The organism is Polaromonas sp. P4_F4, from assembly GCF_056401355.1.
Map to the genome: position 1 here is coordinate 94788 of NZ_JBFUJO010000018.1, position 25050 is coordinate 119837.

Sequence of the window (25050 nt, forward strand, 5' to 3'; positions counted from 1 at the left end):
TGGATATCCGCAAGACCCCGCCGCCCTCCGGGCGCCGGGGCCCATGGGAATCCCCGTAGCGCCGGGTGCCAGCGGGGCTCGCATAATCCGCCCATGGAAACCAAATGGCTGGAAGATTTCGTCAGTCTTGCTGAAACCCGCAGTTTTAGCCGCTCGGCCCAACTGCGTCATGTGACCCAGCCGGCCTTTTCGCGGCGCATCCAGGCGCTCGAGGCCTGGGCCGGCACCGACCTGGTTGACAGAAGCTCCTATCCCACGCGCCTGACGCCTGCCGGCGAGACGCTGTACAGCCAGTCGCTGGAAATGCTGCAGGGCCTGCAGTCCACCCGCGCCATGCTGCGCGGCCACACCTCGGCCGGGCAGGATGTCATCGAGTTCGCCGTGCCGCACACGCTGGCCTTCACCTTTTTCCCGGCGTGGGTCAGCAGCCTGCGCGAGAAGTTTGGCCCGATCAAAAGCCGGCTGATCGCACTCAACGTGCATGACGCGGTGATGCGGCTGGTGGAAGGCAGTTGCGATCTCCTGATTGCCTACCACCATGACTCGCAGCCGTTCCAGCTGGACCCCGAGCGCTATGAGATGGTGTCGCTGGGCCAGGAAGTGCTCGCGCCGTTTGTGAAGGCCAATGCCGCCGGCGAGCCCGAGTTCAGCCTGCCGGGGCGAGCCGGGCAGCCCTTGCCCTACCTGGGCTACGCGCCCGGCGCCTATCTGGGGCGGGTGGTCGACCTGATCCTCAAGCAGTCCAGTACCGCAATTCACCTGGACCGGGTGTATGAAACCGACATGGCCGAGGGCTTGAAGGCCATGGCGCTCGAGGGTCACGGCATCGCCTTTTTGCCGCTCAGCGCCGTCAGGAAAGAACTCCGGGCCAAAAAGCTGGTGAGCGCGGGCAGCAACCTGGAGATGACCATGGATGTCCGTCTTTACCGCGCACGGCCCACCTCCAAAGAGGCGGCCAAAAGCCATGCGCAGGCCCTGTGGACCTATTTGCAGACCTCAACCGGCCCCCGGGACAAAGCGGCGGGCCGGGGTGGAATCCAGCCGCCGCCCCGATAGCCTGGGTGGCCTGGGTGGCCTAGGTAGCAACCCTTAGTGGTTATAAATAAAATGCATAGTTGTCCACTCAAACAGCATTGGTGTTTTTGCATCCGCAAACTTACAGTGCGTCACCTTCAAATTTTGACCATGACCGAATTCCCAAGCCCTGCTGCCCCCGCATCCCGGACCCCGCTGGAACATCCGCTTTCCGACGGGATGCAGCGCCGCCCGGCGGCATGAGGCAGTCTGGAGGTTGGCGGTCCCACGGCTTGCCCGCTGCCGGCTCCGCACCGCGACGCTCGCTGCACACCCGGGTTGAAAAATCAGGAACGCCCGGCTAAGGTGTGGCATAAAGACTGCTTACATATGAAATTGATAGCGCTGGATTTTTATACATGCACCATTTTGGAAGCCAGAGAAATCGTCGTTTGTACCGAGGCTTTCAAGGCAGTATTTTCAGGCACGGTCCCCTGTGTCCGTCCCGCCTGAGCCGCTGCGAGAGCCGGGTAAACCTAGGCATGGCCTTGTATCCAACTCTCTAAAATAGTATCTACTCACCTTTTCATTTCAATACAGGAGATTCCATGAAACTCAAACTAGCCGCTCTGTCCATCGCCTTGCTCGCAACCGGCGGTGCCATCGCCCAGGCTACCGACACCATCGCCAAGGTCAAGGCTTCAGGCGTGGTGACCATGGGGGTTCGTGATTCTTCCGGGGCGCTGTCTTACACGCTGGGCGATGGCAAGTACACCGGTTACCACGTCGAGATCTGCCAGCGCGTCATCGCCGACCTGGAAAAAGCCGTGGGCCGCAAGCTGGAAGTCAAATACCAGCCAGTCACCTCGCAAAACCGCATCCCGCTGGTGCAAAACGGCACGGTGGACATCGAGTGCGGCTCGACCACCAACAACGCCACCCGCGCCAAGGATGTGTCTTTCCTGCCAACGACTTTTGTGGAAGAGGTCCGCATCGCCGTGAAGGCCAGCTCCGGCATCACCTCGATTACCCAGCTCAATGGCAAGAATGTGGCAACCACCACCGGCACGACTTCGGTGCAAACGCTGCGCAAGAATGAGCGCGCCAGCGGCATCGACTTCAAGGAAGTTTTCGGCAAGGACCACTCCGACAGCTTCCTGCTGCTGGAGTCCGGCCGTGCCGACGCCTTCGTGATGGACGGCGCCATCCTGGCCGGCAATATTGCCACCGCCAAGAATCCGGCCGACTTCAAGATCGTCGGTGAAGTGCTGAGCGTGGAGCCCATCGCCATCATGATCCGCAAGGACGACCCCGCCTTCAAAAAGCTCGGTGATGACACCGTCAAGGCCATGATGAAGTCGGGTGAAATCGCCAAGCTGTGGGAGAAGTGGTTCATGCAGCCGATTCCCCCGAAAAACACCAAAGTGGGCTATGCCGCCAGCGAGAGCACCAAGGCTGCCTGGAATGCACCCAATGACAAGCCTATGGAAGACTACGCCAAGAAGTAATTCCGGCCACTGAGATCACAAACCCCGCCGGGGACTGTTCTGGCGGGGTTTGTTGTTTAGTCAAGCGCAAAGAGTCACCGAAGTACAACAACAGGCTGGAGTTGCCATGAGCTGGGATTGGAAAGTTTTTTTAAACGACGATGGGAGCGGTCGCACCTATCTGCAGTGGATGTTTGATGCCTGGGGCTGGACGCTGTCCGTCGCGGGCCTGGCGTGGGTCGTGGCAATGCTGATCGGCGCCCTGATGGGGACCTGCCGGACCCTGCCCAACAGCCCGTGGCTGGTACGGCTCGGCGATGCGTGGGTGGAGCTGTTTCGCAACATCCCGCTGCTGGTCCAGATTTTTCTCTGGTACTTCGTGGTGCCCAAGGTGATCCCCCCGATGAAGGAAGTCCCGGGTTTCGTCCTGGTGGTGCTCGCCCTCGGGTTCTTTACCTCCGCCCGTATTGCCGAGCAGGTGCGCGCCGGCGTGCAGGCCCTGCCGCGCGGCCAGCGCTATGCCGGCATGGCCCTGGGCTTCACCACGGCCCAGACCTACCGCTATGTGATTTTGCCGATGGCTTTTCGCATCATCATCCCGCCGCTCACCAGCGAGTCGATGAACCTGCTGAAAAATTCCTCGGTGGCGTTCGCAGTGTCCATTGCCGAACTCACGATGTTCGCCATGCAGGCCCAGGAAGAGACCTCTCGCGGCGTCGAGATCTACATCGCCGTCACGGCGCTGTACGCGATGTCGGCATTTGCCGTGAACCGCGTGATGGCCGTGGTCGAGAAAAAAGTGCAGATTCCCGGCTACATCGTTGCCGGGACCGCAGGCGGAGGGCACTGACATGCTGGGACTCGACCTGACCTTTCTGAACTGGGAGATCATCTCCAAGTTCGTCGTCAACGGCTTCTTCTTCAGCGTGCAGCTGACGGCGATTGCCACCCTGGGCGGCATTGTGCTGGGCACCCTTCTGGCGCTGATGCGCCTGTCGGGCAAGCAGGTGCTGATGATTCCCGCCACTATCTACGTCAACGGCATGCGATCGATTCCGCTGGTGATGGTGATCCTGTGGTTCTTCCTGCTGGTGCCCACCATCATTGGAAGGCCCATTGGCGCCGAACTCTCGGCCACGATCACCTTTGTGGCCTTTGAGGCGGCTTATTTCAGCGAGATCATGCGCGCCGGCATCCAGTCGATTTCGCGCGGGCAGGTGAACGCCGGGCGCGCCCTGGGCATGACCTATGGCCAGAACATGCGGCTGATCATCCTGCCCCAGGCGTTTCGCAACATGGTGCCTATTCTGCTGACCCAGACCATCATCCTGTTTCAGGACACCTCGCTGGTTTATGCGATTGGCGCCTACGATCTGCTCAAGGGCTTCACCACCGCCGGCAAGATTTACGGCCGCCCCGAAGAGGCCTACCTGCTGGCCGCCGTGGTGTATTTTGTGATCTGCTACGGCTTGTCCTTCATGGTCAAACGGCTGCAAAGCAGGATCGCCATCATTCGCTGAAAATCGTATCAAGGCGCCATGGCGCAACATACATAACCATGACGCACACTGGAGAACAAGATGATTGAATTGAAAGAAGTTTCGAAATGGTACGGTGAAGTGCAGGTCCTGAACAACTGCACCACCGCCATCCAAAAAGGCGAAGTCGTTGTGGTCTGCGGGCCATCCGGCTCGGGCAAGTCAACCCTGATCAAGGTCATCAACGCGCTGGAGCCCTTCCAGAAGGGCCAGATTTTCGTGGACGGCCAGGCCGTGCATGACTCGAAGACCGACCTGCCCAAGCTGCGCAGCCGCGTGGGCATGGTGTTCCAGAACTTCGAGCTGTTTCCTCACCTGAGCGTCACCGAGAACCTGACGCTCGCACAGGTCAAGGTGCTGGGCCGCAAGGCCGATGAAGCCAAAACACACGGACTGAAATACCTCGACCGCGTCGGCCTGATGGCGCACAAAGACAAGTTTCCGGGCCAGCTGTCGGGCGGCCAGCAGCAGCGCGTGGCGATTGCCCGCGCGCTCAGCATGGACCCGATTGCCATGCTGTTTGACGAGCCCACCTCGGCACTCGACCCCGAAATGGTCGGCGAGGTGCTGGACTGCATGATGGGCCTGGCCGTCGAAGGCATGACCATGATGGTCGTGACCCACGAGATGGGCTTTGCCCGCAAGGTCGGCAGCCGCGTCATTTTCATGGACGTAGGCGGCCGGATTCTGGAAGACTGCTCGAAAGACGAGTTTTTCAACCACCCCGAAAACCGCCAGGCGCGCACCAAGGATTTTCTCAACAAAATCCTGTCGCACTGAAAAGCGCACGCAGCGTACAAAAAAAGCCCCGCGATGCGGGGCTTTTTTTATGTGGCTGACCAGTAAAGCTGACACTTTTTAGAAGAAAAAAAGGGAGTCAAGTGGAGTCCGTCTTCAGGGATAGATGCAATCGCGGCAGTGCACTTTCGAAGTAGAGATCGTGCTCGCTTTGCGTACTTACAAATGCACCCAAAGTCTTGAACAAACTGGCGCAGTCTGCTGTGATGTAGGGAGCAGGCCGTCAAGAAGCATCGTCCAACTAGATTAATTAACCCCTTTATTTTTTTCCGTGCGCGACCGATGCATGTCGCGCTATGACAACGCACCTGTTAGTCCTGACAGGGGGTGCGGCACTGGAAATGCGTTGGCGGTGGCATGATTAAACAGCTAGCAGACTCGCCAAGTCGAGATCAATGCTGATGAAGAGATAACGATAAGAGGAAAGCAGGGAGTGGGATGGGGAAGAGCTATAAAAATAGTGGCATCAGGAAGCCACGGTGTCTGCCGCCAGTTTTGGTGAGCTGTGATGGGAGTATTGGTCGCTTCGCGCCACCGCCGACCGTCATGTCATTTTGGTTCTGGCAAGGTGGTGTGCCGAAAATAGGCCGCCGAGAACAACCTACCCCCAACCCGATACCAAGATCGTCCGGCAAGCACACGGCGAACGCAAGTAAGGTGTATTTGCTTGCATCATCAGAAGTGCCGACGCGACGAAGTCACTCGTCGGGGCGACGAAATCAGTGGTTATCAAGATCGCCCATTGGTGCGATGCGCCGGATTGAGAGGGGCGGCGCATGAAGTATTTTTTGCGAAAGTGCGCTGTTGCGATTGCACCTGCACCTGTCCTCATTGCGGTTGCACTCGGCCTATACACAACCGCTCATGCGCAGGAGCGCAGTACTGCGGCCAGCAGCCAAAGTGCAGTTTCTGGTCAAGTTGTCCTGCCCTCAATGCCAGACGGCTTGTACATGACGACTTATCCAGGCGGGGCGATGCCCTTTCTGCTTGTAGATAAAGGTCAATGGGTCGACCCCTATATGTGGGTGCAACGCGGCGGTATCGAAGCGCTGAACATGCAGTTTGTACAGGGTCGCAAGTTTGAAGTGTTCCACATGCATACATGGCGGGCAAGCATTGACAGCGTGGTGCTTCAGAGTATGAGTCCGCAGCAATTGTTGGCGCACGACCAATTGAAGAACTATGGGAAGTTCGATATCAAATCCCTGCCGCCAGCCATCAGCGACCAGCGATGTAGCTTTGGGGGGGATGGGGCAGATAGGTGGCGATGCGACTCGACCACGATCTCAACCAAGTTTGGACCTCCTATGCAGTCGTGCAGTACAAGCTCCACTTCAATGGGGTGCGGTACCGGAGTGACCGCTCCTGCAGCGGCGTATCAGGAATTGGCGAACAAAAGGCTTGCCCTCGGCTTTTTGAAAGTGGACCGTGGTGCGATCAGCAGGCAAATTGATGCGGAATTTAAGAAGGTTGCACCAACTGATACGACGCGAAATCGACTTAGCGTCAATGCAAGCCCGACGGACGCTTTTTACGGCCCCGCCAAACAACGCCTAATCGCCGGACTCATAGAACTTAGCTTCAGGACCAATGCCAAATGGAAACCACGCTTTAGCGGAGAGCCAGAACCCGCAAGCAAGATCGAACTCGGGTTTATCTGGGACATTGACCGCGCTCGTTTTCTTTACTTGCAGGACAAGCCGAAAGTGCTGAATGCCAGTCTCATGCGCGCCTGCGAGCGCCCCAATCTTGATGCGTGCCCCCGTGCAAGGCCGTTGGGCATGTGGGCCATCGGAGACAAGCTCTATGTCGTGTGGCAGTACTCCCAAATCATTGGCATGCGTGCATACAAGAACCCGCCATCAGCTGGTGCCTACGAGTATGAACCTAAGGATGAGCTGGCTTTCCCAGAAGTCAAGCAGCTCGCCGTGATGGAGATCCAGTTGACTGACCGCGTGAGCAAGGAGCTGTTTGCTACCACGCCGTTCCTGTCGTTTTCTCCCTATTGAGGAATCCACATGGCTAACCCATCCAGTTTTCAGCAATTGCTGAACAACATGCTGCCACCCAAAGTGGTGAACGGTATCACGTATGTTCCCCGGCTGACCACAACCGGCGGTGAGGTGGGAGCGCAAGTTTTCGGGGCCGCCCGTGACGGCCGATTCCACGGCGGTATCGACGTCATCTACGGTGAACTGCAACCGAGCAAAACGGATACAAACAGCAGCGTTCCAACCGTCAGGGATGTCACCACACGGCATGCGGTTAACCAAAACGTCCTCATTGGCGCTCCGGTCGACGGCACGCTGAGAATAGTGACCGAGAATCCTAAGTTGCCGGCCAACAAAATCGCAATTATTGAGGGCACGGATGGCGTGGAATACGTCATCAGGCACATGAGTAACCTGCCTATTGGCTTGGATGGCCTGACCCTTAAAGCCGGTACGGTCATCGGCACCATGAGCAATGTCGGTACGGTTGCGGTACACGATCACCTGTCCGCCTACACCTACGCCGAAATCGACGGCAAGATGCAGCGCGTGGCGGTTGATCCGTACACCCTGTACAAAAATAACTTCGACTTCTCGAAGACCGACATGATTGTGCTTGTGGATCAAAAGGCGGTCGGTTATAGCACCGTTGGACGCTATCGTCCCAGCGATCTCGTAACTACAGATGATCGAAATCCCGTACTACAAAACATCTACAAGTACGAAGACGCCTCTCTTACCCCCGTCCGGATCGGCGGCACCAATGCTTTGCGTGAATATCTCGTAGGCCTGGAAGGCGGTGGGGACTATCGTGCGGTCAACAGTCATGGCGCGTTGGGCGCCTATCAGATGTTGCCTGATGCGCTACAGCAGACGAAATATCAGGATAAAAATGGCAATTGGACTGGTAAAGATGGGGTTTGGAGTAACGATGATTTTTTGACCAAAAAGACTGCTCAAGACAACGCTTTCGCCTTGAATGTTGAGGCCGTCAGAGATCAGTTAAAGAGCAATGGGGCATGGGCTCATTTGGGGGAGACTCTTTCCGATGGCACCGTATTAACCGAAGGTAGTCTGATTGGAGCGGGCTGGCTTGGGGCAGCTAATGTTGGCAAATACCTGAATCCGGAGAGTGGCTTCAATCGAACAGACAAAAATGGAGCAAGCGTAGGCTATCGCTTGCGTTCGTTTTCTCGATTTGACCCGTCGTTACCGGAAAATGATCGACCGGTGCCTGCGCAGGTTACCCCTGCCGGTGGCCACTGGGAAGATCGCACAGCCTACGACCTGATGACCGGTTTGCCTGTTGGTCCGGAAAACAAAGTCTGGATCGGTGATCCAACCAGCGCTTCAACCGCCCCTGCATCGGCCACCCCGGCATCTTCGTCAACTGCCGCCAGTGCGCAACCTCCAGCTGACAAGAACCGTGACATCAAAAACCATGAGGATGACTCAACCACCATTAGCTTCATCGCGAAGGCGGATAGCACCAATGGAGGTATCAAGAAAGGCGACATTGTTACCGAGGTTTTTGACCCTGAAGGCGAGCTCAGCTATTACAGTGTGAGCCACACCGAACGGGGCGAAACCACGGTAGTGGAGAGCATTCCAGGCGCCGCTGAAGGCGAAACCGCTACCACCTTCAGCCAGTGGACCGGCAACATCTTGAAGCTCCAGGGGCAGTGGGACCGGGCTGGAAACAGCGTGGGGGATCGCTATACGGTAGGCGGCGTCACTTACACCCGCAGCACGGACCCGGACGGACAAACCCAATGGCTTGATCCGAATGGCCTGAATACCGGCGAGCGCGCCCAGCAAAGTTTTGATCAGGAAACGCAGCGCTTGTTTAAGGTGCACCCGGGTGCCGATGGGTCAGAGGTAGTCAGCATTCGCACCTTGAGCGTTGATGAGCTCAGAGCCCTGGAAACCGGCTTGATCCAGGCCGCCACGGTAGGGCCCGGCACGGACTACGCAGACGCCGGCACCCACACCGGCAACGCCGTAGTTACCGATGGTGGTTCTGGCGCGGACGAGCCTCTGAACGTCGGCGATATTCCGGTCCTCGACTTGGCGAGTCACTTCACTGGCAACCACAACGCAGGCACCTATGGCGCAGGCCAGCTCGGCGGCTTTGACGTTTTGCCCTTCACTGCGACCAGCAGCTTCCTCGTGAACGCCGATGGTGATATTGCCGGCGAGATTAACCAGCTGGCCAATGGTTACTACCAGATCAAGAACTTGAGCGGCGACAGCGTGTATGTCAGCGACGCTGGCCAAGTCCTCACATCCAGTAAATACGAACAAGCCCAGGCCGAAGCCCAAGCCGGCCAAGCCGCCAGTGCCGTCGGCCTGATGAACAGCATCATCGGCCTGCAGTACTGGGACGACATGAGCGACCTGCAGCGCACCGCTGCCGTGGCCAGCATCTACAACGCTGTAGACAAGATTGCAGGCAATGCTCTGCCTGGCGACCTGGGAACGGCGGCCTCGGTGCTGGGCCTGCTCAACGCTTTAGATCAGGGTAATGCAGGTGGCGCCTTGTACAGCGGCCTAAGCTTGGTAGAAAACCTGACCTACGACGCTGCCACCAAGATGGGTCTGGTCAGTGACACCTTCGGCGGTAACTTCTTACCCGGCTTGGGCTTGGTGCTTGCCCTGGACTCGGGCGACCCCGTTGCCATCCTGGCCGCCGCCGCCAACTTCATTCCCGTTTACGGCCAGATTATCTCGGTGGCCATCACCATCTGCGGCAGCCTGTTCGGTGATGAACCCGATATCCCCATGCGCGAAGGCCTGGCCCATGCTGAATGGGATAGCGCAGGCAACACCCACGTCATCACCGACCAGGACGCAGAAGGCGGCGGAGCGACGGCCACTGGCTGGATGCAAAGCCTGGTCGATGGCCTGCAAACCCAGCTCGCAGCCATGAGGGACGAAGCTGGCAACAGCTACGCCTTGGTCCCCAACCTGCTGCCCGCCATTGGCTATCAGTACGACCCCGATGGCTTCAACCTGGGTAATGGCGCCAAGGGATTTGTGTACTTGAAGTGGCAGGATGAGAACGGTCAAACCCAGACCCGTTACTACGATGGCGCAGGTAGCCGGGGCGACGGCACCGGTGAAACCCTGGCTGGCGATTTCATGCAGCATGCCCAGGGCGCGATTGCTCCGGCATGGCAAGTGCAAACCGTGCTGGCGCATTTGCAACAAGGCCAAGGCATTCAACAGCCAGGCACACAGGCTGGCTTGCCGCAAGAATTGGCCGACGGTCTACATCAAACAATGCAAGCCCTCACGCTTGCATTGCCGGTGGAGCCTGCCCTTCAAAACGCTCTCATAGACATTGACGGCGACGGCTACCTGGAGCGCAGCCAGTGGTTGGCCGCCAATCAAAGCGCATTGGCTATCGACGCCAATGGAGATGGAACCATAGGCACGGGCGAACTGCTGAACCTGAGCAGCAGCACGGCCCTGAACAGTCTGAACTGGCTTGATGCCAATAACGACAAACTGCTTGATGCACGCGACCCTGCATTTGCAGCCCTGCGTTTGTGGATGGACGTTAATGCCGATGCGAGCGGTAGCAACAGTAGTGGCAACAACGCCGCAGAAGTCCAAACCCTGGCCCAGGCAGGTATCACTGCCATCGACTTTGGCAGCAACCCGCCCGCCATCGTCAAGGCCGACGGAAGCCGTGCGCCGCTGACTGCCCAAACCCTGACCGGTGACGTTCTGGGTGTGGCGTACAAGGCCGTCACGGGCGGCGTGCTCCAGCTGGATGAGCAAACCAATGCACCTGCCGTCGCCACGCTGCATGCCGTCAACACCCGGCAGTTTGACGGGCAGGCGGCGCATATCAGTGGCGGAGGAGCGGCGACTACAGCAGCAAGCGCCGCAGCCACATCCACGGTAGATACAGGCGACAGCCGCCTCACCACGACGAGTGCACGCACCATCGCCACGCAAAGCGCTCAGACCAGCACTGCGCTTGGTGCGGGTGATGCCAGGATGCAGGGTGGTGCAGCAGGGCAGACCGTTAGCGGCCAAGCCATGGGGCAAACAGAAGGCACAGCGCAAGTGCGCAGTAACTCAGCAGTCGCTGGCCTGGCATTCATACCCCTAGCCGCAACCAGCCTGGGTGGTGAGGTCAGACAGGCAACGGAGGCGATGGTGCGCAGCGCCAGCGTAGGTCTGTTCGACACAGCATCCGTCGCAATGCCCCTGACTGCGGTAGCTCTAGGCGCCGTCGCGGCGCAGTGGCCTGTGCTGGCCGCTGCGAGCAAAAACGCTTCAACGCCGGCAGACACCGAAAGTTTGATCACATCGGCAGCACCGTCTGAGTCCGCCGTCACAAGCGACATCGACTGGCAAATCTGGGATGGAACGCGGGTCAGCATTGCCGCGTCGGAGTTCCTTGCGCCTTATTCCACTGGCTCCACGCCTTCGTCTTCTGCCACAACGGGCACTGGCGTGCCAGTTGCAAATGATTCAGCTACCAGTGATCCAGTTGCAAGCCATATTGATGCTTCAAATCAGGCGTTAACCCGGGAAGAGGTGGCGCAAACGGCTATTAATTCAGTAGCGAGCGAAGTGTTGTCTTCTTCGATCCAGTCTTCAGGCTATGCCTCTCAGGGTATTTCCGCGACTGGCATGCTGAGCGCAGACTCCGCCACAGTCGTAGACTTTCCACGCGTTCAGGGCGAGCAGGGTTCCAGCGGGGAAGATACCGGCCTGCGCTTTCTTGAGTCTTTGCTGCTGGCCAACGACAGCACGCTCAACGCGCCAGCTCGGCCAGGCGAACCCAGCCTGCGCATCACCTCGGTGTTTGCCCCCGTGCATGGCGGCGTGTCGCTGCAGGTGAATGCCCAGGGCGCACTGGAAGTCGTGTTCTCGCCCGAAGCCAACTACCACGGCCCGGCCAGCTTCAGCTACACCGTGACTGACCAATACGGCCTGTCAGGCAGCGCCAGTGTCAGTTTGCAGTTGGCTGCCGTCAACGATGCTCCCGTTACACAAGGCGAGACCGCCAGCGGCGATGAAGACCACACGCTGCTGTTCACCGCTGCCAGCCTTCTGGCCAATGACAGTGATCTCGATACCGCGGTAGATGGCGATGTGCTGCGCATCACCCGCGCTGGTCTGGCGGAGCATGGTCAGGTCTTTTTGCAACCGGACAGCACGGTGCGCTTTGTACCGGACGCCAATTACAACGGCCCGGCCCAGTTCAGCTACTGGGTGGGCGACAGAAACCCCGCCAGCATTGCTGCGGGCAAAGGCTGTGAAACCCCAGCCACCGTGCACCTGACGGTCCTGCCCGTCAATGATTTGCCCGTGGTCACTGGCGAGGCTCTGGCCGGTGATGAAGACATCGTCCTCAACATCAAGCCGGCACTGCTGCTGGCCAACGACACCGATGTAGACACCGCAACCACCAATGCAGAGCCTGCGCAGGTGCTGGCGATTACCGCCGTGGGCAATGCCCAGCACGGCAGCATCGTGCTATGGCCGGACGGCACCTTGCGCTTTACGCCGGAGCGCGACTATTTCGGCGCGGCGGGTTTCAGCTACACGGTGGATGACGGCCACGGCGGGCAGGTAGCAGGCCAGGTAGTGGTCAATCTGGCACCGGTGAACGACGCCCCGGAGGTGCTGGGCGAGACGGTCAGCTTCAATGAGGACGAGGTGCAGACCTTGAGCCAGGCATCGCTGCTGGCCAATGACAGCGATGTGGACAACCCCCATTCGGATCTGCGCATCGTTGCCGTCGACAACGCCACGCACGGCGCTGTTGCGCTTAATCCCGATGGCTCCATCCGTTTTGTGCCTGATGCGGACTACTTCGGCCCCGCACAGTTCACGTATACCGTGAGCGACGGTGTTGGTGGCTTTACAGTGGGTCTGGCCAGTCTGGACATTGCCCCGGTCAATGATGCGCCGCGCTTGGTAGGTGAGGCGGCCACGCTGGATGAAGACATCCAGGCCCGCTTCACTGCAAGTGCGCTGCTGGCCAACGACGCCGATGTGGACAACCCTCACGGCGATCTCACCATCAGCGCAGCGGGCAATGCCAGCCACGGCAACGTGCAGGTGGTGGCTGGTGAAATTGTTTTTACGCCAGACCTCAACTTCAACGGCTCGGCGAGCTTTACGTATACCGTGAGCGACGGCGTGGGGGGCGAAAGCCAGGCTACCGTCAACCTGAACTTCAATGCGGTCAATGACGCACCGGTGGCCAACAGTGAGCTAGTCTGGGGCAAACGCGATGTGGGCTATACCCTCACGCAAGCTGCCTTGCTGGCGAACGACACCGACGTCGAGTCGCCCCAAGCGCTGCATATCAGCGCCATCAGCAACGTGCAGCATGGCGCCGCCACCCTGGATGCCAACGGCAACGTGCGCTTTACACCCGATGCAGGCTATGCCGGAAGGGGAAGTTTTGACTACGTGGTGCAGGACCCGGAAGGGGCCACGAGCACCGCCACGGCGCAGATCGATTTTTCGCACATCAACATCAACCCGACTGCCACCGATGACGGCTTCATCGGCTATGAGGACATTGCCTTCAGCATCGCCCAGGCCCAGTTGCTTGTCAACGACTCGGACGCTGATAACTTGGCGGCCGATTTGCGTGTCACCGCGGTGGCCAATGCCCAGAACGGCACGGTGAGCCTGCAGGCAGATGGTTCGGTGCGGTTTATGCCGACGGCAGATTTTTACGGAACGGCAAGTTTTCAGTACCAGGTCAGCGATGGAGATGGCGGCCAGACCTGGGCCATGGCCCAGTTGAACGTGCAGTCGGTCAATGATGCTCCCATCATCGAAGATATCTGGTATGGCAGGCCACTGTACGGCTACCAGCAAATCTTTTATCCCGGTAGTGGCTTGGACGGCGACGTGGGTTCCACCGAGGATGTAGCCATTCATGAGGAGGCGCAGGCGCGGGTTCTGGCCGCCACGGGCGACTTATACGACCGTACTTTGAAAATGGCCAATTTTGACCAAGAGGGTTATGTGGCCTATGTCTACGACTATGCGGCCGTGACACCCACCTACTACCGCAATGGCGCAATGCGGCCCGTGGCAATGGAGCCTCTGGATGCCACGTTCTATTCGGAAAGCAATCCCTTCAAGCTGCAAACCCCCGGAGACACCACAATCTGGTCGGTGGATGACCCATACCGGCAAGCGGGTGGTGTTGTGGCTTACGACCCCGATGGTGATTCTTCCGGGATCAGGTTTGGCATGGCGGGTGGTCCGCAGCATGGGCATGCATGGGCGAACCAGTACACCGACCTTTCCGCGCCCCGCGAAATTGACCATACCCAGGCACCCGCCTATGCCGTGGCGCAAAGTGGCGCCTGGCAGTATTACAGCCAGCGCGGCGACGTCTACGGCGGGGCCGACCCCTTCAGCATCACCGTGACCGACAGCGGTGGTGCCAGTACCAACGTCGCCATCAATACCGTGCATGTGGGCTCCAGCGCTAGCAGCGGGGGTGGCGGCAAGCCGGTGACGCTGGACCTGACCGGCAATGGCTTGCACTATGTAGGCTTGGACGACTCCAAAGCTTACTTCGACGTCAACCACGACGGCTGGCGTGAGCACCTGGCCTGGATATCGGCGGACGACGCACTGTTGGCGCGCGACATAGGCGGAGACCGGGTGATAGACCGTTTTGATGAAATCTCGTTTGTGAGCTACCTTGCTGGCGCCCGCACTGACCTGGAGGGACTTGCGGCTTTTGACAGCAACGGCAACGGCTTGCTTGACCGGCTGGATGCGCGCTGGCAGGAGTTCGGAGCCTGGGAGGATGCCAACGGCGATGGTGTAAGCGCACTGGGCGAATTCCATACCCTGGACGAAATCGGTATCACTCAGATTGGCCTTGCCAGTGACCACCAAGTCCGGCAGGTGGACGGGGTCACCGAACTGGGGCAGTCACGCTTTACATGGGCCGATGGCCACACGGGTGCTGTGGGTGATGTGGCGTTTCCGGTAGACGAAACCGCACGCTTGCCGAGTGCTTCTACCGTTGTCGCTGCCGAACCCGTCACTGTGCCCGCAGCCGTGCCGCTTGCCCCCGAGCACATGGCCTTGCTGATGGTGCAGATGATCAACAGCGTTACCGCCACCTATGACACCGCGCCGCTGGCCAACATCGAGATACAGGACGGGCAAGACCCGGACCAGACCCTTGCGGCCATGCAGGCGCAATGGACGCAGGCTGCCCAGTCGCAGGCCGTGCAGTTGCATGGGGCGTCTGCTTGAAGGTCGCACCGCCTGTTGTGGGTGACATCACGTCTTTGGTGAAACTGGGTCAACTGTGCCACCTGGAGAGCCGCTTCGCGCGTTTGCCGTACGACGGCGAGCGTGTGGCCCAGCGATTTTCCCGCATGATAGAGCAGCCGCTGTCCACCACTTTCTTTGTGGCTGCGCGGCATGCCTCGGGCGAGCTGCACGGTCTGATGATTGGCATCATCGACGAGTATTTTTTCTGCCGCGAGCGCATTGCTTCTTCGATTTTCTTGCTGGTGCATCCCGAGTATCGCGGGGGACTGGCCGCCATCAAGATGGTGATGGCCTTTCGGGCCTGGGCCCACGCTCGTGCCGCCGCCGAGGTGTACATCGGCGTGGCCAGTGGCGTTTCCATTCACCGCACCGGGCGCTTTCTGTCCAAGTTGGGCCTGACGCTCAATGGCGGTAATTACTCGGCCTGGCTGCCCGTCCCACCGGGCGACGCAGACACTGCCGCCATTCACTAGTTTTTTCATCAGCTTGAGCCTTTCGTGCAATCCGACACCTCACCTCAACACCCCGGTCCACCAGAGTCCGGTCAACCCAACGCTACAGATGCAGCATACGCGGCCTCCTTATCGGATTTATATGGCTTGATCGCATCCTTTTTGCATCTGGTGGGCGCCAGCGCCGATGTGGCACGCCTGGCCGAGCACCATGCCTGGCCGGCCGAAGGTCCCGACAGCGCGACCCTGGTTCAGTCTTTACAAGGATTGGCACTTGAGGCCAAGCATCACCAGACCTCGTTGAATAAACTCATGCGCGGCCCCTTGCCCGCGCTCGCACGCGGACCGGGTGGGACCTGGCTGCTCATAGGCCATGCCAGCAAAGACTGTGTGGTGGTTCAAGCCAGCGGCGCCGCGCAGCCGCGGCAGCTTTCCTGGGCCCAGTTTTCCCGGAAGATGGCCCCGCAAACCCGGCTGGAATGGATCACGGCGCGCCCGCAAGCCGTGGCGATGGACAACGGTGCCTCTGATCGGGGTTTTGGGGTGGGCTGGTTCTGGACGTCGCTCAGCCAGTACAAGCGGGTGCTCGGTGAGGTTTTGCTTGCCTCTTTCTTTGTGCAGATATTTGCGTTGCTCACGCCGTTGATTTTTCAGGTGGTGATTGACAAGGTGCTCACGCACCGTTCGATGACAACGCTGGATGTGATGGTGATTGCCCTGTTGGGAGTGGGACTCTTCGAGGTGATATTGGGTGCCATGCGGCATTACCTCTTTACCCACACCACCAACCGTGTGGATGTGGAGCTGGGTGCCAAGCTGTTTCGCCACCTGTTGCATCTGCCCCTGTCTTACTTTGAGTCACGGCGCAGTGGCGATACGGTGGCACGGGTGCGCGAACTGGAGAACGCGCGCAACTTCATGACGGGCAGCGCCCTGAGCAGTTGGCTGGACCTGTTCTTTGCCGTGGTGTTTCTGGGCGTGATGTTTTATTACAGCGTGCCGCTCACCCTGATCGTGATTGGCTCCTTGCCCGTGTTCTTCGCCGCGTCCTGGCTCATCACGCCACTGATGCGAAAGAAGCTGGAAGACAAGTTCGCACTGGGCGCCGAAAACCAGACCTTTCTCGTGGAAACCGTCACCTCCATGGAAACACTCAAGAGTCATGCGGTGGAAGGCGCGTGGCAACGCGATTGGGAGCGGCGCCTGTGCGACTATGTGACGGCCGCCTTCGAATCGGGCCACTTGGGCAATGCCACCAACCAGTTTATCGGCCTGGCGAGCAAGGTGTTGACGGTATTGCTGCTGTACTTTGGCGCCAAGCTGGTCATCGACGGTGACCTGACAGTGGGAGGCCTGATCGCCTTCAACATGCTGTCGGGTCGTGTCAATGCGCCGATCCTGAAGCTCGCCTCGCTGTGGCAGGACTTTACGCAGATGAAGGTCAGCATCAAGCGCCTCGCCGATATCATGAATGCGACCCCCGAACCCATATTCCGGCCTGGACGCAGCACACCGCCCGCACTGGAAGGCCGTGTGACGTTTGAGCATGTCTCGTTTCGTTATGCCCAGAACGCTCCAGAGGTGCTTGGCGATGTGAGCGTGGACATTCGTCCCGGCGAGATCGTGGGAATTACCGGAATTTCCGGCGCGGGCAAGACCACGTTCATGCGGTTGATGCAGCGCTTGTATCTTCCGGAGAAGGGCCGTGTTTTGCTTGATGGCATGGACTTGAGTGTGGTGGACACCGCCTGGTTGCGCCGGCAGATCGGCGTGGTCGGGCAGGACACGGCCTTGTTTAACCGCTCTGTGCGTGAAAACATTGCCTTGGGCAATCCGGCCATTGCCATGAGCGCGGTGATGGACAGCGCTCGACTGGCCGGTGCGCACGAGTTCATTCTGCAATTGCCCGAGGGTTATGACACAGTGATCGGCGAGCGGGGCAGCAAGCTCTCGGGTGGGCAGCGCTCGCGTATCGCGATTGCGCGGGCGCTGGTGAACAACCCGCAAATTCTGTTATTCGACGAAGCCACCGCCGCTCTGGACTACGAAAGCGAGCGGGTTATTCACGACAACATGGCCCGGATCTGCGAAGGACGCACCGTGTTCATCGTGGCGCACCGCCTGTCCACTTTGCGGATGGCTCACCGCATCCTGGTGCTGGATCGTGGCCGCCTGACGGAGACCGGCAACCATCGCGAACTCATGAATATCAATGGCCGCTACGCTTCGCTCTATCAGGCGCATCAGGTGCTGGAGGCCGCATGAGGATGTGGCCCTCATGTTCGCTCACTGGGCGTAACTCTCTGCCTCCGAGGGGGCTAATTTCCCTTGGGGCGGCCCGGCGGGAAATTGCTGGTCTCTCCTTTTGAGGTTTATATGAAAGACATCAGCAACCCGGCTGAGCATGCCATGTTCAGCACAGCAGCCATTGCAATGCGGCAACAACCACCCGCCAGAGTGGCACGCATGGTCACCCTGGCCATCTGTGCGATGGCTGCCGCAACGCTGGCCTACGCCAGCCTCGCGTCGATGGATATTGTGGTCACGGCCCAGGGGCGCGTCGGTGCCTTGGGCAAGAGCAAGGTCATCCAGCCGCTGGAGGCTGGGGTGGTCAAGGTCATTGCAATCAGGGATGGCCAGTCCGTCAAAGCCGGCGACCTGCTCCTGGAGCTCGACGCCACCGCTACCCTGGCCGATCGTGACCGGCTGCAGCGTGAATTTTGGGAAACCCAGGCGGACGTGGCGCGGCTCAATGCCTTGCTATCGGGCAAGGATGCCTGGGCGGAAGCGCGCGATTTGCCGGTCGCCATGGTTGCCAATCAACAGGCCGTGCTGGCCAGCCGGCGCAGCGAGCAGGATTCCCGTGTAGCGGCGCTGGACGCCGACATTGCGCGGCGTACAGCCGATCATGAGGCCATCTCGGCCAATATCGCCCAGTTGCACAACAGCCTGCCGCTGGTGCGCAAGAAACACGAGATGCGCGAAGAGCTGGCCACCACGGGCCATATAGCGCAAACGGGCCTGATCGAAACCCGGCTAGAACTGCTGGCCATGGAAAAAGACCTCTCCGTCATGGGCAAGCGGCTCAACGAATCGGCGGCGAGCCTTCATGCTTCTGTCCAGCAGCGCAAACAGGCGCAGGCCGAGTTTCGTGCCCGGGCCAGTGCTGAACTGGTGGACGCCATCCGCAAACATGATGCAGCGCGCCAGGAACTGGTCAAGGCCACCCAGCGCCGCGACTTGCAAACGCTGCGCAGCCCGATTGACGGCGTGGTGCAGCAACTGGCAGTCACTACGGTTGGCGGTGTGGTTACCCAGGCGCAGGCACTGATGACCATCGTGCCCCATGACGCGGTCCTGGAAATCGATGCCCAAGTCATGAACCGCGACATCGGCCATGTCAAGGTCGGCCAGCGCGTCATCAACAAGGTGGAAACCTTTGATTTCACCCGCTTTGGATATATCGAAGGCACGGTGCAGTGGGTTGGCACTGATGCAGTGACCGATCCCAAGCTCGGACCTGTATACCCGGTGCGCATCAAGTTGAATACGGTTGAGACACCGAATGTTGTGAACGGTTTGCACGGGGCCGTCACGGCCGGCATGAGTGTGACCTCGGATATCCGCACGGGCGAGCGCCGCATGATCGAATACTTCATCGCGCCCATGCTGCGCTATAAGCAAGAGGCCTTGCGTGAAAGATAAAGTGCTTTCGCGCATGTTGTTGCGCCCAGCGCATTGGGCCGATCTTGCTCCTTCCGGGGGAAGGCCGGGATGGGGGCTCTCTGCGGCTGCTTTTTTTTCAAACAAGGTTAGAAAATCTTGCGCCGTAGGCCCCCATCCCATCCTTCCCCCAGCGGGGGAAGGAGTAAGAACGCGGGCCGAGCGCGGCATTTTGGGGTCTTGTATGCGGCCAGGGCTGATACCCATGGCCATGGTCGGCGCACCTTTTCTCCTGGTGTCGTTTGGCGCCCTGGCTGACAGCTTGCTGGATGTTTACCGCAAGGCACAGGAGCGCGACCCGGCCTACCGCGGGGCAGTCCATGCGCTGCAGGCCGCGCGTGAGCGAGTGCCCCAGGCGCGTGCCGGTCTGCTGCCCGTCGCGAATCTGGTCGGCACCACCAGCCGGCAATCAGGGCAGGCTGCTTTCAGTGAGGCCCCTTATGTAGACCGCAACGTGCGCAGCCGGAACTGGAATCTGCAACTGACACAGCCGCTGTGGCGCGCGGCCAGCTGGGTGGCCCTGAGCCAAGCCGAACAACAGGAGTTGCTGGCCGAGGCACAGTTTCGGCAAACCGAACAAGAGTTGATACTGCGCTCGGCGCAGGCCTATCTGGACGTGCTGGTGGCGCAGGAGGCCGAACGCGTGGCGCGCCTGCAGATCGGCGCCGTCGAGCAGCAATTGGGTTTGGCGCGCCGCAACTTCGAGGTGGGCACGGCGACAGTGACTGATGTCCACGAGGCCAAGGCCCGGCTCGACCTGTCACGCGCTCAAGCGGTCGCTGCAACCAGCGACATGGAGAACAAGCGTGCTGAGCTTGCACGTATCCTGGGAGACTCGGACGCGCGTCTGGCACGCTTGCATGACAACGGCCGATTGCCGGGTTTACAGCCCGAGACTGTCCAACCCTGGGTCGACAGCGCCCGCGAGCAGTCCTTGCAGGTGCGCATCGCTCTGACAGCTCTGGACGTGGCGGATCGGGAAATCACCAAAAACCGGGCGGCTCATTCGCCCACCCTCGACTTGACGGCCGGCTATGGCACTAACTTCGCCTCGGGCAGTATTTCCTCGCCGGCAGATATTGCGACCCGCACGCGCTCTGGTCAAGTCGGTCTGAATCTGAGCATTCCGCTTTATGCTGGTGGTGGGGTGCAGGCACGCGTGCGCGAAGCCATTGCCTTGAAGGACAGAGCAGGGGAGGAACTGGAGGCAGCTCGCCGGCAGGCGATCACGCAAGCGCGCCAGGCATTCTCTGGTGTCGTAAACGGCGCGGCGCAGGTCGAGGCGCTGGAATCCGCCATTTCCTCCAGCAAGAGTTCACTCGATGCCAACAAGGTCGGCTACCGCATCGGCACGCGTATCAATATCGATGTGCTGAACGCCGAGCAGCAGCTTTATGCCACCCAGCGCGACTGGCACAAGGCGCGTGCCGAGACCCTGATGCAGGGCCTGCGTTTGAAGGCTTCGAATGCAACGCTGGGCGAGACGGATTTGCAAGCCATTAACAATCTATTGGAAACAGAAAAGCCATGATGAAGACATCGCCACCTTCCACGCAGCTTTCTGTCGGCTCAAGAGAGGCCAGCCCTATGGCTCCGGAGGAACTGGCAGCGCTGGCTGAGCTTGCCAAAAAGCAGGCGCACAAGGTGCTTGCGAAGATTCCACTATTGGGTCCCGTAACGTGGCTGATGATGCAACAGGCCACCAGCCGGCACACGCTGCTCAGCGAACTGGAATGGCGTGTCATGCCGGCGTTGATTCTCGACCAGGCAAAGCTTTACCTGAAGGACGATGCACCCGTGGCGTTTGCCTCGTGGGCGCGACTCAGCGATGCGGTGGTGCAACGCTACAAAGCGGCTCCCCATCAGCTCACTGCCGCTGACTGGGTCTCAGGTGATCAGATCTGGTTGATCGATGTGTTCACTCCATTTGGTGGTGCGCAGGATGTACTCAAGGATTTGCGCGAGAAGGTGTTTGCCGGGCAGGTCGTGCACCAGCTGGTGCCGGCGGCTCCTGCACAAGCCAAGGTATTGACTTGGCCTGCGGTATTGCCCAAGGCAAGTCCATGATCAGGATTTTCACGGTCACTTGAGGTGCCGCGAGGGGCTAGCCCCCCATCTTCGCCGCCGAACCTGTCAACGAATCACGGCAGCGACGGCACCGGTCGTTTTGTGCGTTTTTTGGATCCGGGCTATTCAACAGAATGGATCCCAAGCGGGCGATATCGATTGATCGATTGCGAATCACCTCCGGCCTTCCATTGCCGCGGGCGGGAGGGTGAAGAAGACGGCTGCGCCGTGCCCTGGCGCGCCCTCTGCCCACACGCGGCCTCCGTGGCGCTCGACGATCCGGCGAACGGTCGCGAGCCCGATCCCTGTTCCAGGGAATTCGCTCTCGGTGTGGAGTCGCTGAAAGGGCCGAAACAGCTTGCTGGCGTAGGCCATGTCAAAGCCGGCTCCGTTGTCGCGCACCACAAATACCTCGCTGCCGTCGCGCTGTTCCGTTCCGAATGCGATCCTCGGTTCACCGGTCTTGACCGTGAATTTCCACGCGTTGCCGAGAAGGTTGTCGAACAAAATGCGCAATAGCTGGCGATCCACCTCGGCGACGAGGCCTTCCTGGATCAGCAGGCTGATCCGCCGATCGGGTGCCTTGCGCTGCAGCTCTTCACCGGCGCCCCGGGCAAGGGCGGAGAGATCGACCGGGTCCCGGCTGAGCTGTGCGCTCGTGATCCGCGAGAGATTGAGCAGGTCGTCGATCAGTTGCCCCATCCGGTCGGCTTCCTCGCGCGCCACGCGAAGAAACCGCCGTCCTTTGTCGTCGAGCTGCATCGCGTAGCCCTCCTCGAGCAGGTGCGTGTATCCGTTGATTGCACGCAGCGGCACCCGCAAGTCATGGGACACGGAATAGCTGAACGCTTCCAGCTCCTCGTTGGCGCGCATGAGCTCCGTGTTCAGCTCGTCGCGCGCGCGCGCCATGGTGAGGTGGGTGCGCACCCGCGCGAGCAGTTCCTGGGACGTGAACGGCTTGGCGAGGTAGTCATCGGCGCCGGCGGAAAGGCCTTCGAGCGAGGCTTCCTGGCCCGCGCGCGCCGACAGCAGAATCACCGGCAGCGTGCACGTTGCGGGATCCTCGCGCAGTGCGCGCACCAGCCCCAGGCCGTCGAGGTTCGGCATCATCACGTCGCTCAGCACGAGGTCCGGTTTTCTCTGCTGAATGGCGGCGAGCGCTTCACGGCCGTCGGCCACCACCTGCACGTCGTAATGCGGCGAAAGCAGGCCCGAAAGAAAGGTTCGCAGGTCGCTGTTGTCGTCGGCGATGAGCACGCGAGCACCGCTCTTTGCCGAAGCGGCGGCAATCGGCTGCGACCCGTAAGGCAGCCATTGCAGTGCCTCGTCGAGGTAGGTCGATGCGCTTCTCGCCACCGATGCGGCGTCCGGGGACTCGGCCACGACGTGCTCCGGCGGCAGGTGGCTGCGCCCGCCGCGCAGCGCGATCGTGAATTCCGCGCCCTGGCCTTCGTCGCTCGCGACGCGGATCTCGCCGCCGTGCAGCTTGACGAGCTCATGGACCAGCGCAAGCCCGATGCCCGTGCCTTCGTGCGAGCGAGCGCGCGCACCCTCCACCCGGTGGAACCGCTGAAAGAGCTTCGACAGTTCGCTCTTGGGGATGCCCGAGCCCGTGTCCTTCACCGTCAGGTGCGCGCCGCCATTGGCTGCAACAAGGCGCAGGCTCACACCGCCCTCGAAAGTGAACTTGAGCGCATTGGAGAGGAGATTCATGACGATCTTCTCCCACATGTCGCGGTCGACGTAGATGGGCGCCGGCAACGGCGTGCATTCCACCGCAAAGGAGAGCCCGGCCTTTTCCATTGCCGAGCGAAACGCGCTCGCCAGATCCGCGGTGTAGCGCGCGAGGTCGGTCGGTGCGAACCGCGCCGAATGCCGCCCGGCCTCCATGCGCGAGAAGTCGAGCAGCGTATTCACCAGGCGCAGCAGGCGCAATGCGTTGCGCTGCATCTGGAGCAGCCGCTCCCGCGACTCGGCACCGAGCTCGCGCTCGGCAAGCAGCGTCTCCAGCGGGCCGAGCAGCAGCGTGAGGGGTGTCCTGAACTCGTGGCTGACGTTGCTGAAGAAGGCGGTCTTGGCCCGATCGGTCTCGGTCAGGGCCTCGGCCCGCGTTTTTTCTGCCTCGTAGGCGCGGGCATTGGCGATGACGGTCGCCACCTGATCCGCGGTAGCCCGAAAGAACCTTTGATACCGGTCGTCCAGCGCACGGTGCGGGCTGATGCCGGCAACGAGAAACGCAAAAGGCTCGGACTGGCCTGTCCGCGAAAGCGGCAGGACGATCGCTCGTTCGGGCCGTGCGTTCCAGCGACCCGCCGGCAGGGGCCCGAAGCGCGATGAGAGGTCGTCGACGACGAGCTCCTGCGCGGTTTGAATGACTTCCGCAAAGGGCCAGGAAGCTGTACTTGCCCCCGCCTTGACCGGCACATACGCGGGCCTGGCGCGGCCTTCATACGCCTTCCAGCCGCTCACGGCGACGAGTTGGGTATCGACAGCCTTCTCGTTCAGCACATAGAACAGCACAAACGGAAGGTCCAGCTCGTAGGCCGACAAAACCTCCGCGGCAATTCGGTACGCTTCGTTCTCGGATTTTGCTTCGGCCGCCCGCGCGGACAATTCGTGCAGCATCCGGATCTGGCGTTCGCCCTGTACCTTCGCTGTTGTTTCCTGCACCGTGTTGAGCAGGCCGCCGACGCGCCCGTCATCTCCCGGGACGGGGCTGTACGAAAACGTGAAGTACGTTTCCTCGGCCATGGCCCCGCTGTGAATGAACAGCTGAAGGTCCTCCGTCCATGTCGCCGGGCCTCCTTCCAGGACGCCCCTCGCCATGGGCCCGGCAACGTCCCAGATCTCGGCCCATATCTCCGCGGCCGGAGCGGCGAGTGAGGCGGGGTGCTTGTCCCTCAGGATGGGGCGGTATGCGTCGTTGTAGAGGTGCAGGAGATCGGGGCCCCACCAGAGCAGCATGGGAAACCGGCTGCCCAGTACGACGCCCAGCATGGTTCTGAGACTGTTCGGCCAGGCTTCGACCGGGCCGAGCTTCGTCTTGGACCAGTCCGTCGCGCGCATGATCGCGCCCATTTCGCCGCCGCCGGTAAACAGGTCCCTGGGAGGTGCGCCGACAGGGGCGGCGGCGCCCGGCACGTTGACGGCGTTGGAGTTGGTGTCCGCTACGTTCTTGTCTGTCATTTGCTACCCGGTGAGGATCGCGAACAAGGTGGTCACAACGATAAGAGCAATGTGTCACGCGTCAAGGCGCACAACGCAATGCGTAATGTATGCCCGGGGTCTGCGGTACGCAACGGCCGCTGCGGCATAAGGTGGCGGTCTCGAAATGAGCTACGTGATTGTCGGGAAATGACTTTCAGCACATTGCAGCCTTACGCCAGTTAAATAAAAAGCACTAAACCCCGCAGTTGAATTTTAGGGAGCAAGCCGCGAAGACGCCTCCTCTAAATAGACTAGTGGACTGTAACGATTGAATCGGGAGTAATGCGCCGTGACAGATCGCAGTATTTCCACTTTACGGGTTTGGGTTGCTCGTTGTACTGACGGATGTAGCGCATGAGCTTTCTCTTGAGATCAGGCAAGGACGTAAACACGCCACGGGCGATGACATCGCGCTCGATCTTGGCAAACCACAACTCCACTTGGTTGAGCCAGGACGAGTACGTCGGGGTGAAATGCATATGAA

Annotated in this window: 13 protein-coding genes and 1 pseudogene; 12 read left to right on the forward strand and 2 right to left on the reverse strand. The window is 60.2% G+C overall.

The features are described from left to right. Nucleotides 1-93: 93 nt before the first annotated feature. The 12 genes from AC1DUR_RS18360 (at nt 94) to AC1DUR_RS18415 (ending at nt 21359) form a co-directional block, all read left to right on the forward strand. Nucleotides 94-1056 (forward strand): LysR substrate-binding domain-containing protein, encoded by a 963-nt coding sequence (locus AC1DUR_RS18360; protein ID WP_477721925.1) that lies wholly within the window; start codon nt 94-96, stop codon nt 1054-1056. A 566-nt stretch (nt 1057-1622) separates the two neighbouring features. Further along, nucleotides 1623-2522: an amino acid ABC transporter substrate-binding protein gene (locus AC1DUR_RS18365; RefSeq protein WP_477721926.1), complete on the forward strand. Its 900-nt coding sequence runs from the start codon at nt 1623-1625 to the stop codon at nt 2520-2522. 106 nt (nt 2523-2628) lie between these two features. Next, entirely contained in the window at nt 2629-3351 is a 723-nt protein-coding gene (locus AC1DUR_RS18370) for an amino acid ABC transporter permease (RefSeq protein WP_477721927.1), read from the forward strand. A 1-nt stretch (nt 3352) separates the two neighbouring features. Beyond that, nucleotides 3353-4021: an amino acid ABC transporter permease gene (locus AC1DUR_RS18375; RefSeq protein ID WP_477721928.1), complete on the forward strand. Its 669-nt coding sequence runs from the start codon at nt 3353-3355 to the stop codon at nt 4019-4021. A 60-nt stretch (nt 4022-4081) separates the two neighbouring features. After that, nucleotides 4082-4819 (forward strand): amino acid ABC transporter ATP-binding protein, encoded by a 738-nt coding sequence (locus AC1DUR_RS18380; RefSeq protein ID WP_477721929.1) that lies wholly within the window; start codon nt 4082-4084, stop codon nt 4817-4819. A 794-nt stretch (nt 4820-5613) separates the two neighbouring features. Next, nucleotides 5614-6846 carry a hypothetical protein gene (locus AC1DUR_RS18385; RefSeq protein WP_477718300.1) on the forward strand — a complete coding sequence of 411 codons (1233 nt, stop codon included), beginning with the start codon at nt 5614-5616 and terminating at the stop codon, nt 6844-6846. A 1212-nt stretch (nt 6847-8058) separates the two neighbouring features. After that, on the forward strand, nt 8059-15096 hold the full coding sequence (locus AC1DUR_RS18390; protein ID WP_477721930.1) for a cadherin-like domain-containing protein: 7038 nt from the start codon (nt 8059-8061) through the stop codon (nt 15094-15096). Then, entirely contained in the window at nt 15093-15590 is a 498-nt protein-coding gene (locus AC1DUR_RS18395; RefSeq protein ID WP_477718298.1) for a hypothetical protein, read from the forward strand. Before AC1DUR_RS18390 ends, AC1DUR_RS18395 begins: the two co-directional genes overlap by 4 nt. 126 nt (nt 15591-15716) lie before the next feature. Then, a complete protein-coding gene (locus tag AC1DUR_RS18400; RefSeq protein ID WP_477718297.1) occupies nt 15717-17834 on the forward strand; it encodes a peptidase domain-containing ABC transporter in 2118 nt (705 codons plus the stop codon). Nucleotides 17835-17945: 111 nt separating this feature from the next. Next, complete coding sequence (locus AC1DUR_RS18405) at nt 17946-19274, forward strand: HlyD family type I secretion periplasmic adaptor subunit (protein ID WP_477721931.1); 1329 nt, start codon at nt 17946-17948, stop codon at nt 19272-19274. Nucleotides 19275-19497: 223 nt separating this feature from the next. Then, entirely contained in the window at nt 19498-20823 is a 1326-nt protein-coding gene (locus AC1DUR_RS18410; protein WP_477721932.1) for a TolC family outer membrane protein, read from the forward strand. A 56-nt stretch (nt 20824-20879) separates the two neighbouring features. Beyond that, nucleotides 20880-21359, forward strand: a complete 480-nt coding sequence (locus AC1DUR_RS18415; protein ID WP_477721933.1) for a toxin-activating lysine-acyltransferase — start codon at nt 20880-20882, stop codon at nt 21357-21359. Nucleotides 21360-21533: 174 nt separating this feature from the next. On the opposite strand, the gene AC1DUR_RS18420 is transcribed toward AC1DUR_RS18415, so the two are convergent. Both AC1DUR_RS18420 and AC1DUR_RS18425 read right to left on the reverse strand, forming a co-directional pair. Further along, nucleotides 21534-24545 (reverse strand): ATP-binding protein, encoded by a 3012-nt coding sequence (locus AC1DUR_RS18420; RefSeq protein ID WP_477721934.1) that lies wholly within the window; start codon nt 24543-24545, stop codon nt 21534-21536. Nucleotides 24546-24817: 272 nt separating this feature from the next. Continuing rightward, nucleotides 24818-25050: pseudogene (locus tag AC1DUR_RS18425) on the reverse strand (IS630 family transposase); the annotation flags it as partial.

Bases quoted from the DNA above. Each gene is read 5' to 3' on its own strand.
- AC1DUR_RS18415 (WP_477721933.1), top strand. From the start codon at position 20,880: ATGGCTCCGGAGGAACTGGCAGCGCTGGCTGAGCTTGCCAAAAAGCAG.
- AC1DUR_RS18365 (WP_477721926.1), top strand. From the start codon at position 1,623: ATGAAACTCAAACTAGCCGCTCTGTCCATCGCCTTGCTCGCAACCGGC.
- AC1DUR_RS18410 (WP_477721932.1), top strand. From the start codon at position 19,498: ATGGCCATGGTCGGCGCACCTTTTCTCCTGGTGTCGTTTGGCGCCCTG.
- AC1DUR_RS18380 (WP_477721929.1), top strand. From the start codon at position 4,082: ATGATTGAATTGAAAGAAGTTTCGAAATGGTACGGTGAAGTGCAGGTC.
- AC1DUR_RS18420 (WP_477721934.1), bottom strand. From the start codon at position 24,545: ATGACAGACAAGAACGTAGCGGACACCAACTCCAACGCCGTCAACGTG.
- AC1DUR_RS18405 (WP_477721931.1), top strand. From the start codon at position 17,946: ATGAAAGACATCAGCAACCCGGCTGAGCATGCCATGTTCAGCACAGCA.
- AC1DUR_RS18370 (WP_477721927.1), top strand. From the start codon at position 2,629: ATGAGCTGGGATTGGAAAGTTTTTTTAAACGACGATGGGAGCGGTCGC.
- AC1DUR_RS18385 (WP_477718300.1), top strand. From the start codon at position 5,614: ATGAAGTATTTTTTGCGAAAGTGCGCTGTTGCGATTGCACCTGCACCT.
- AC1DUR_RS18375 (WP_477721928.1), top strand. From the start codon at position 3,353: ATGCTGGGACTCGACCTGACCTTTCTGAACTGGGAGATCATCTCCAAG.
- AC1DUR_RS18360 (WP_477721925.1), top strand. From the start codon at position 94: ATGGAAACCAAATGGCTGGAAGATTTCGTCAGTCTTGCTGAAACCCGC.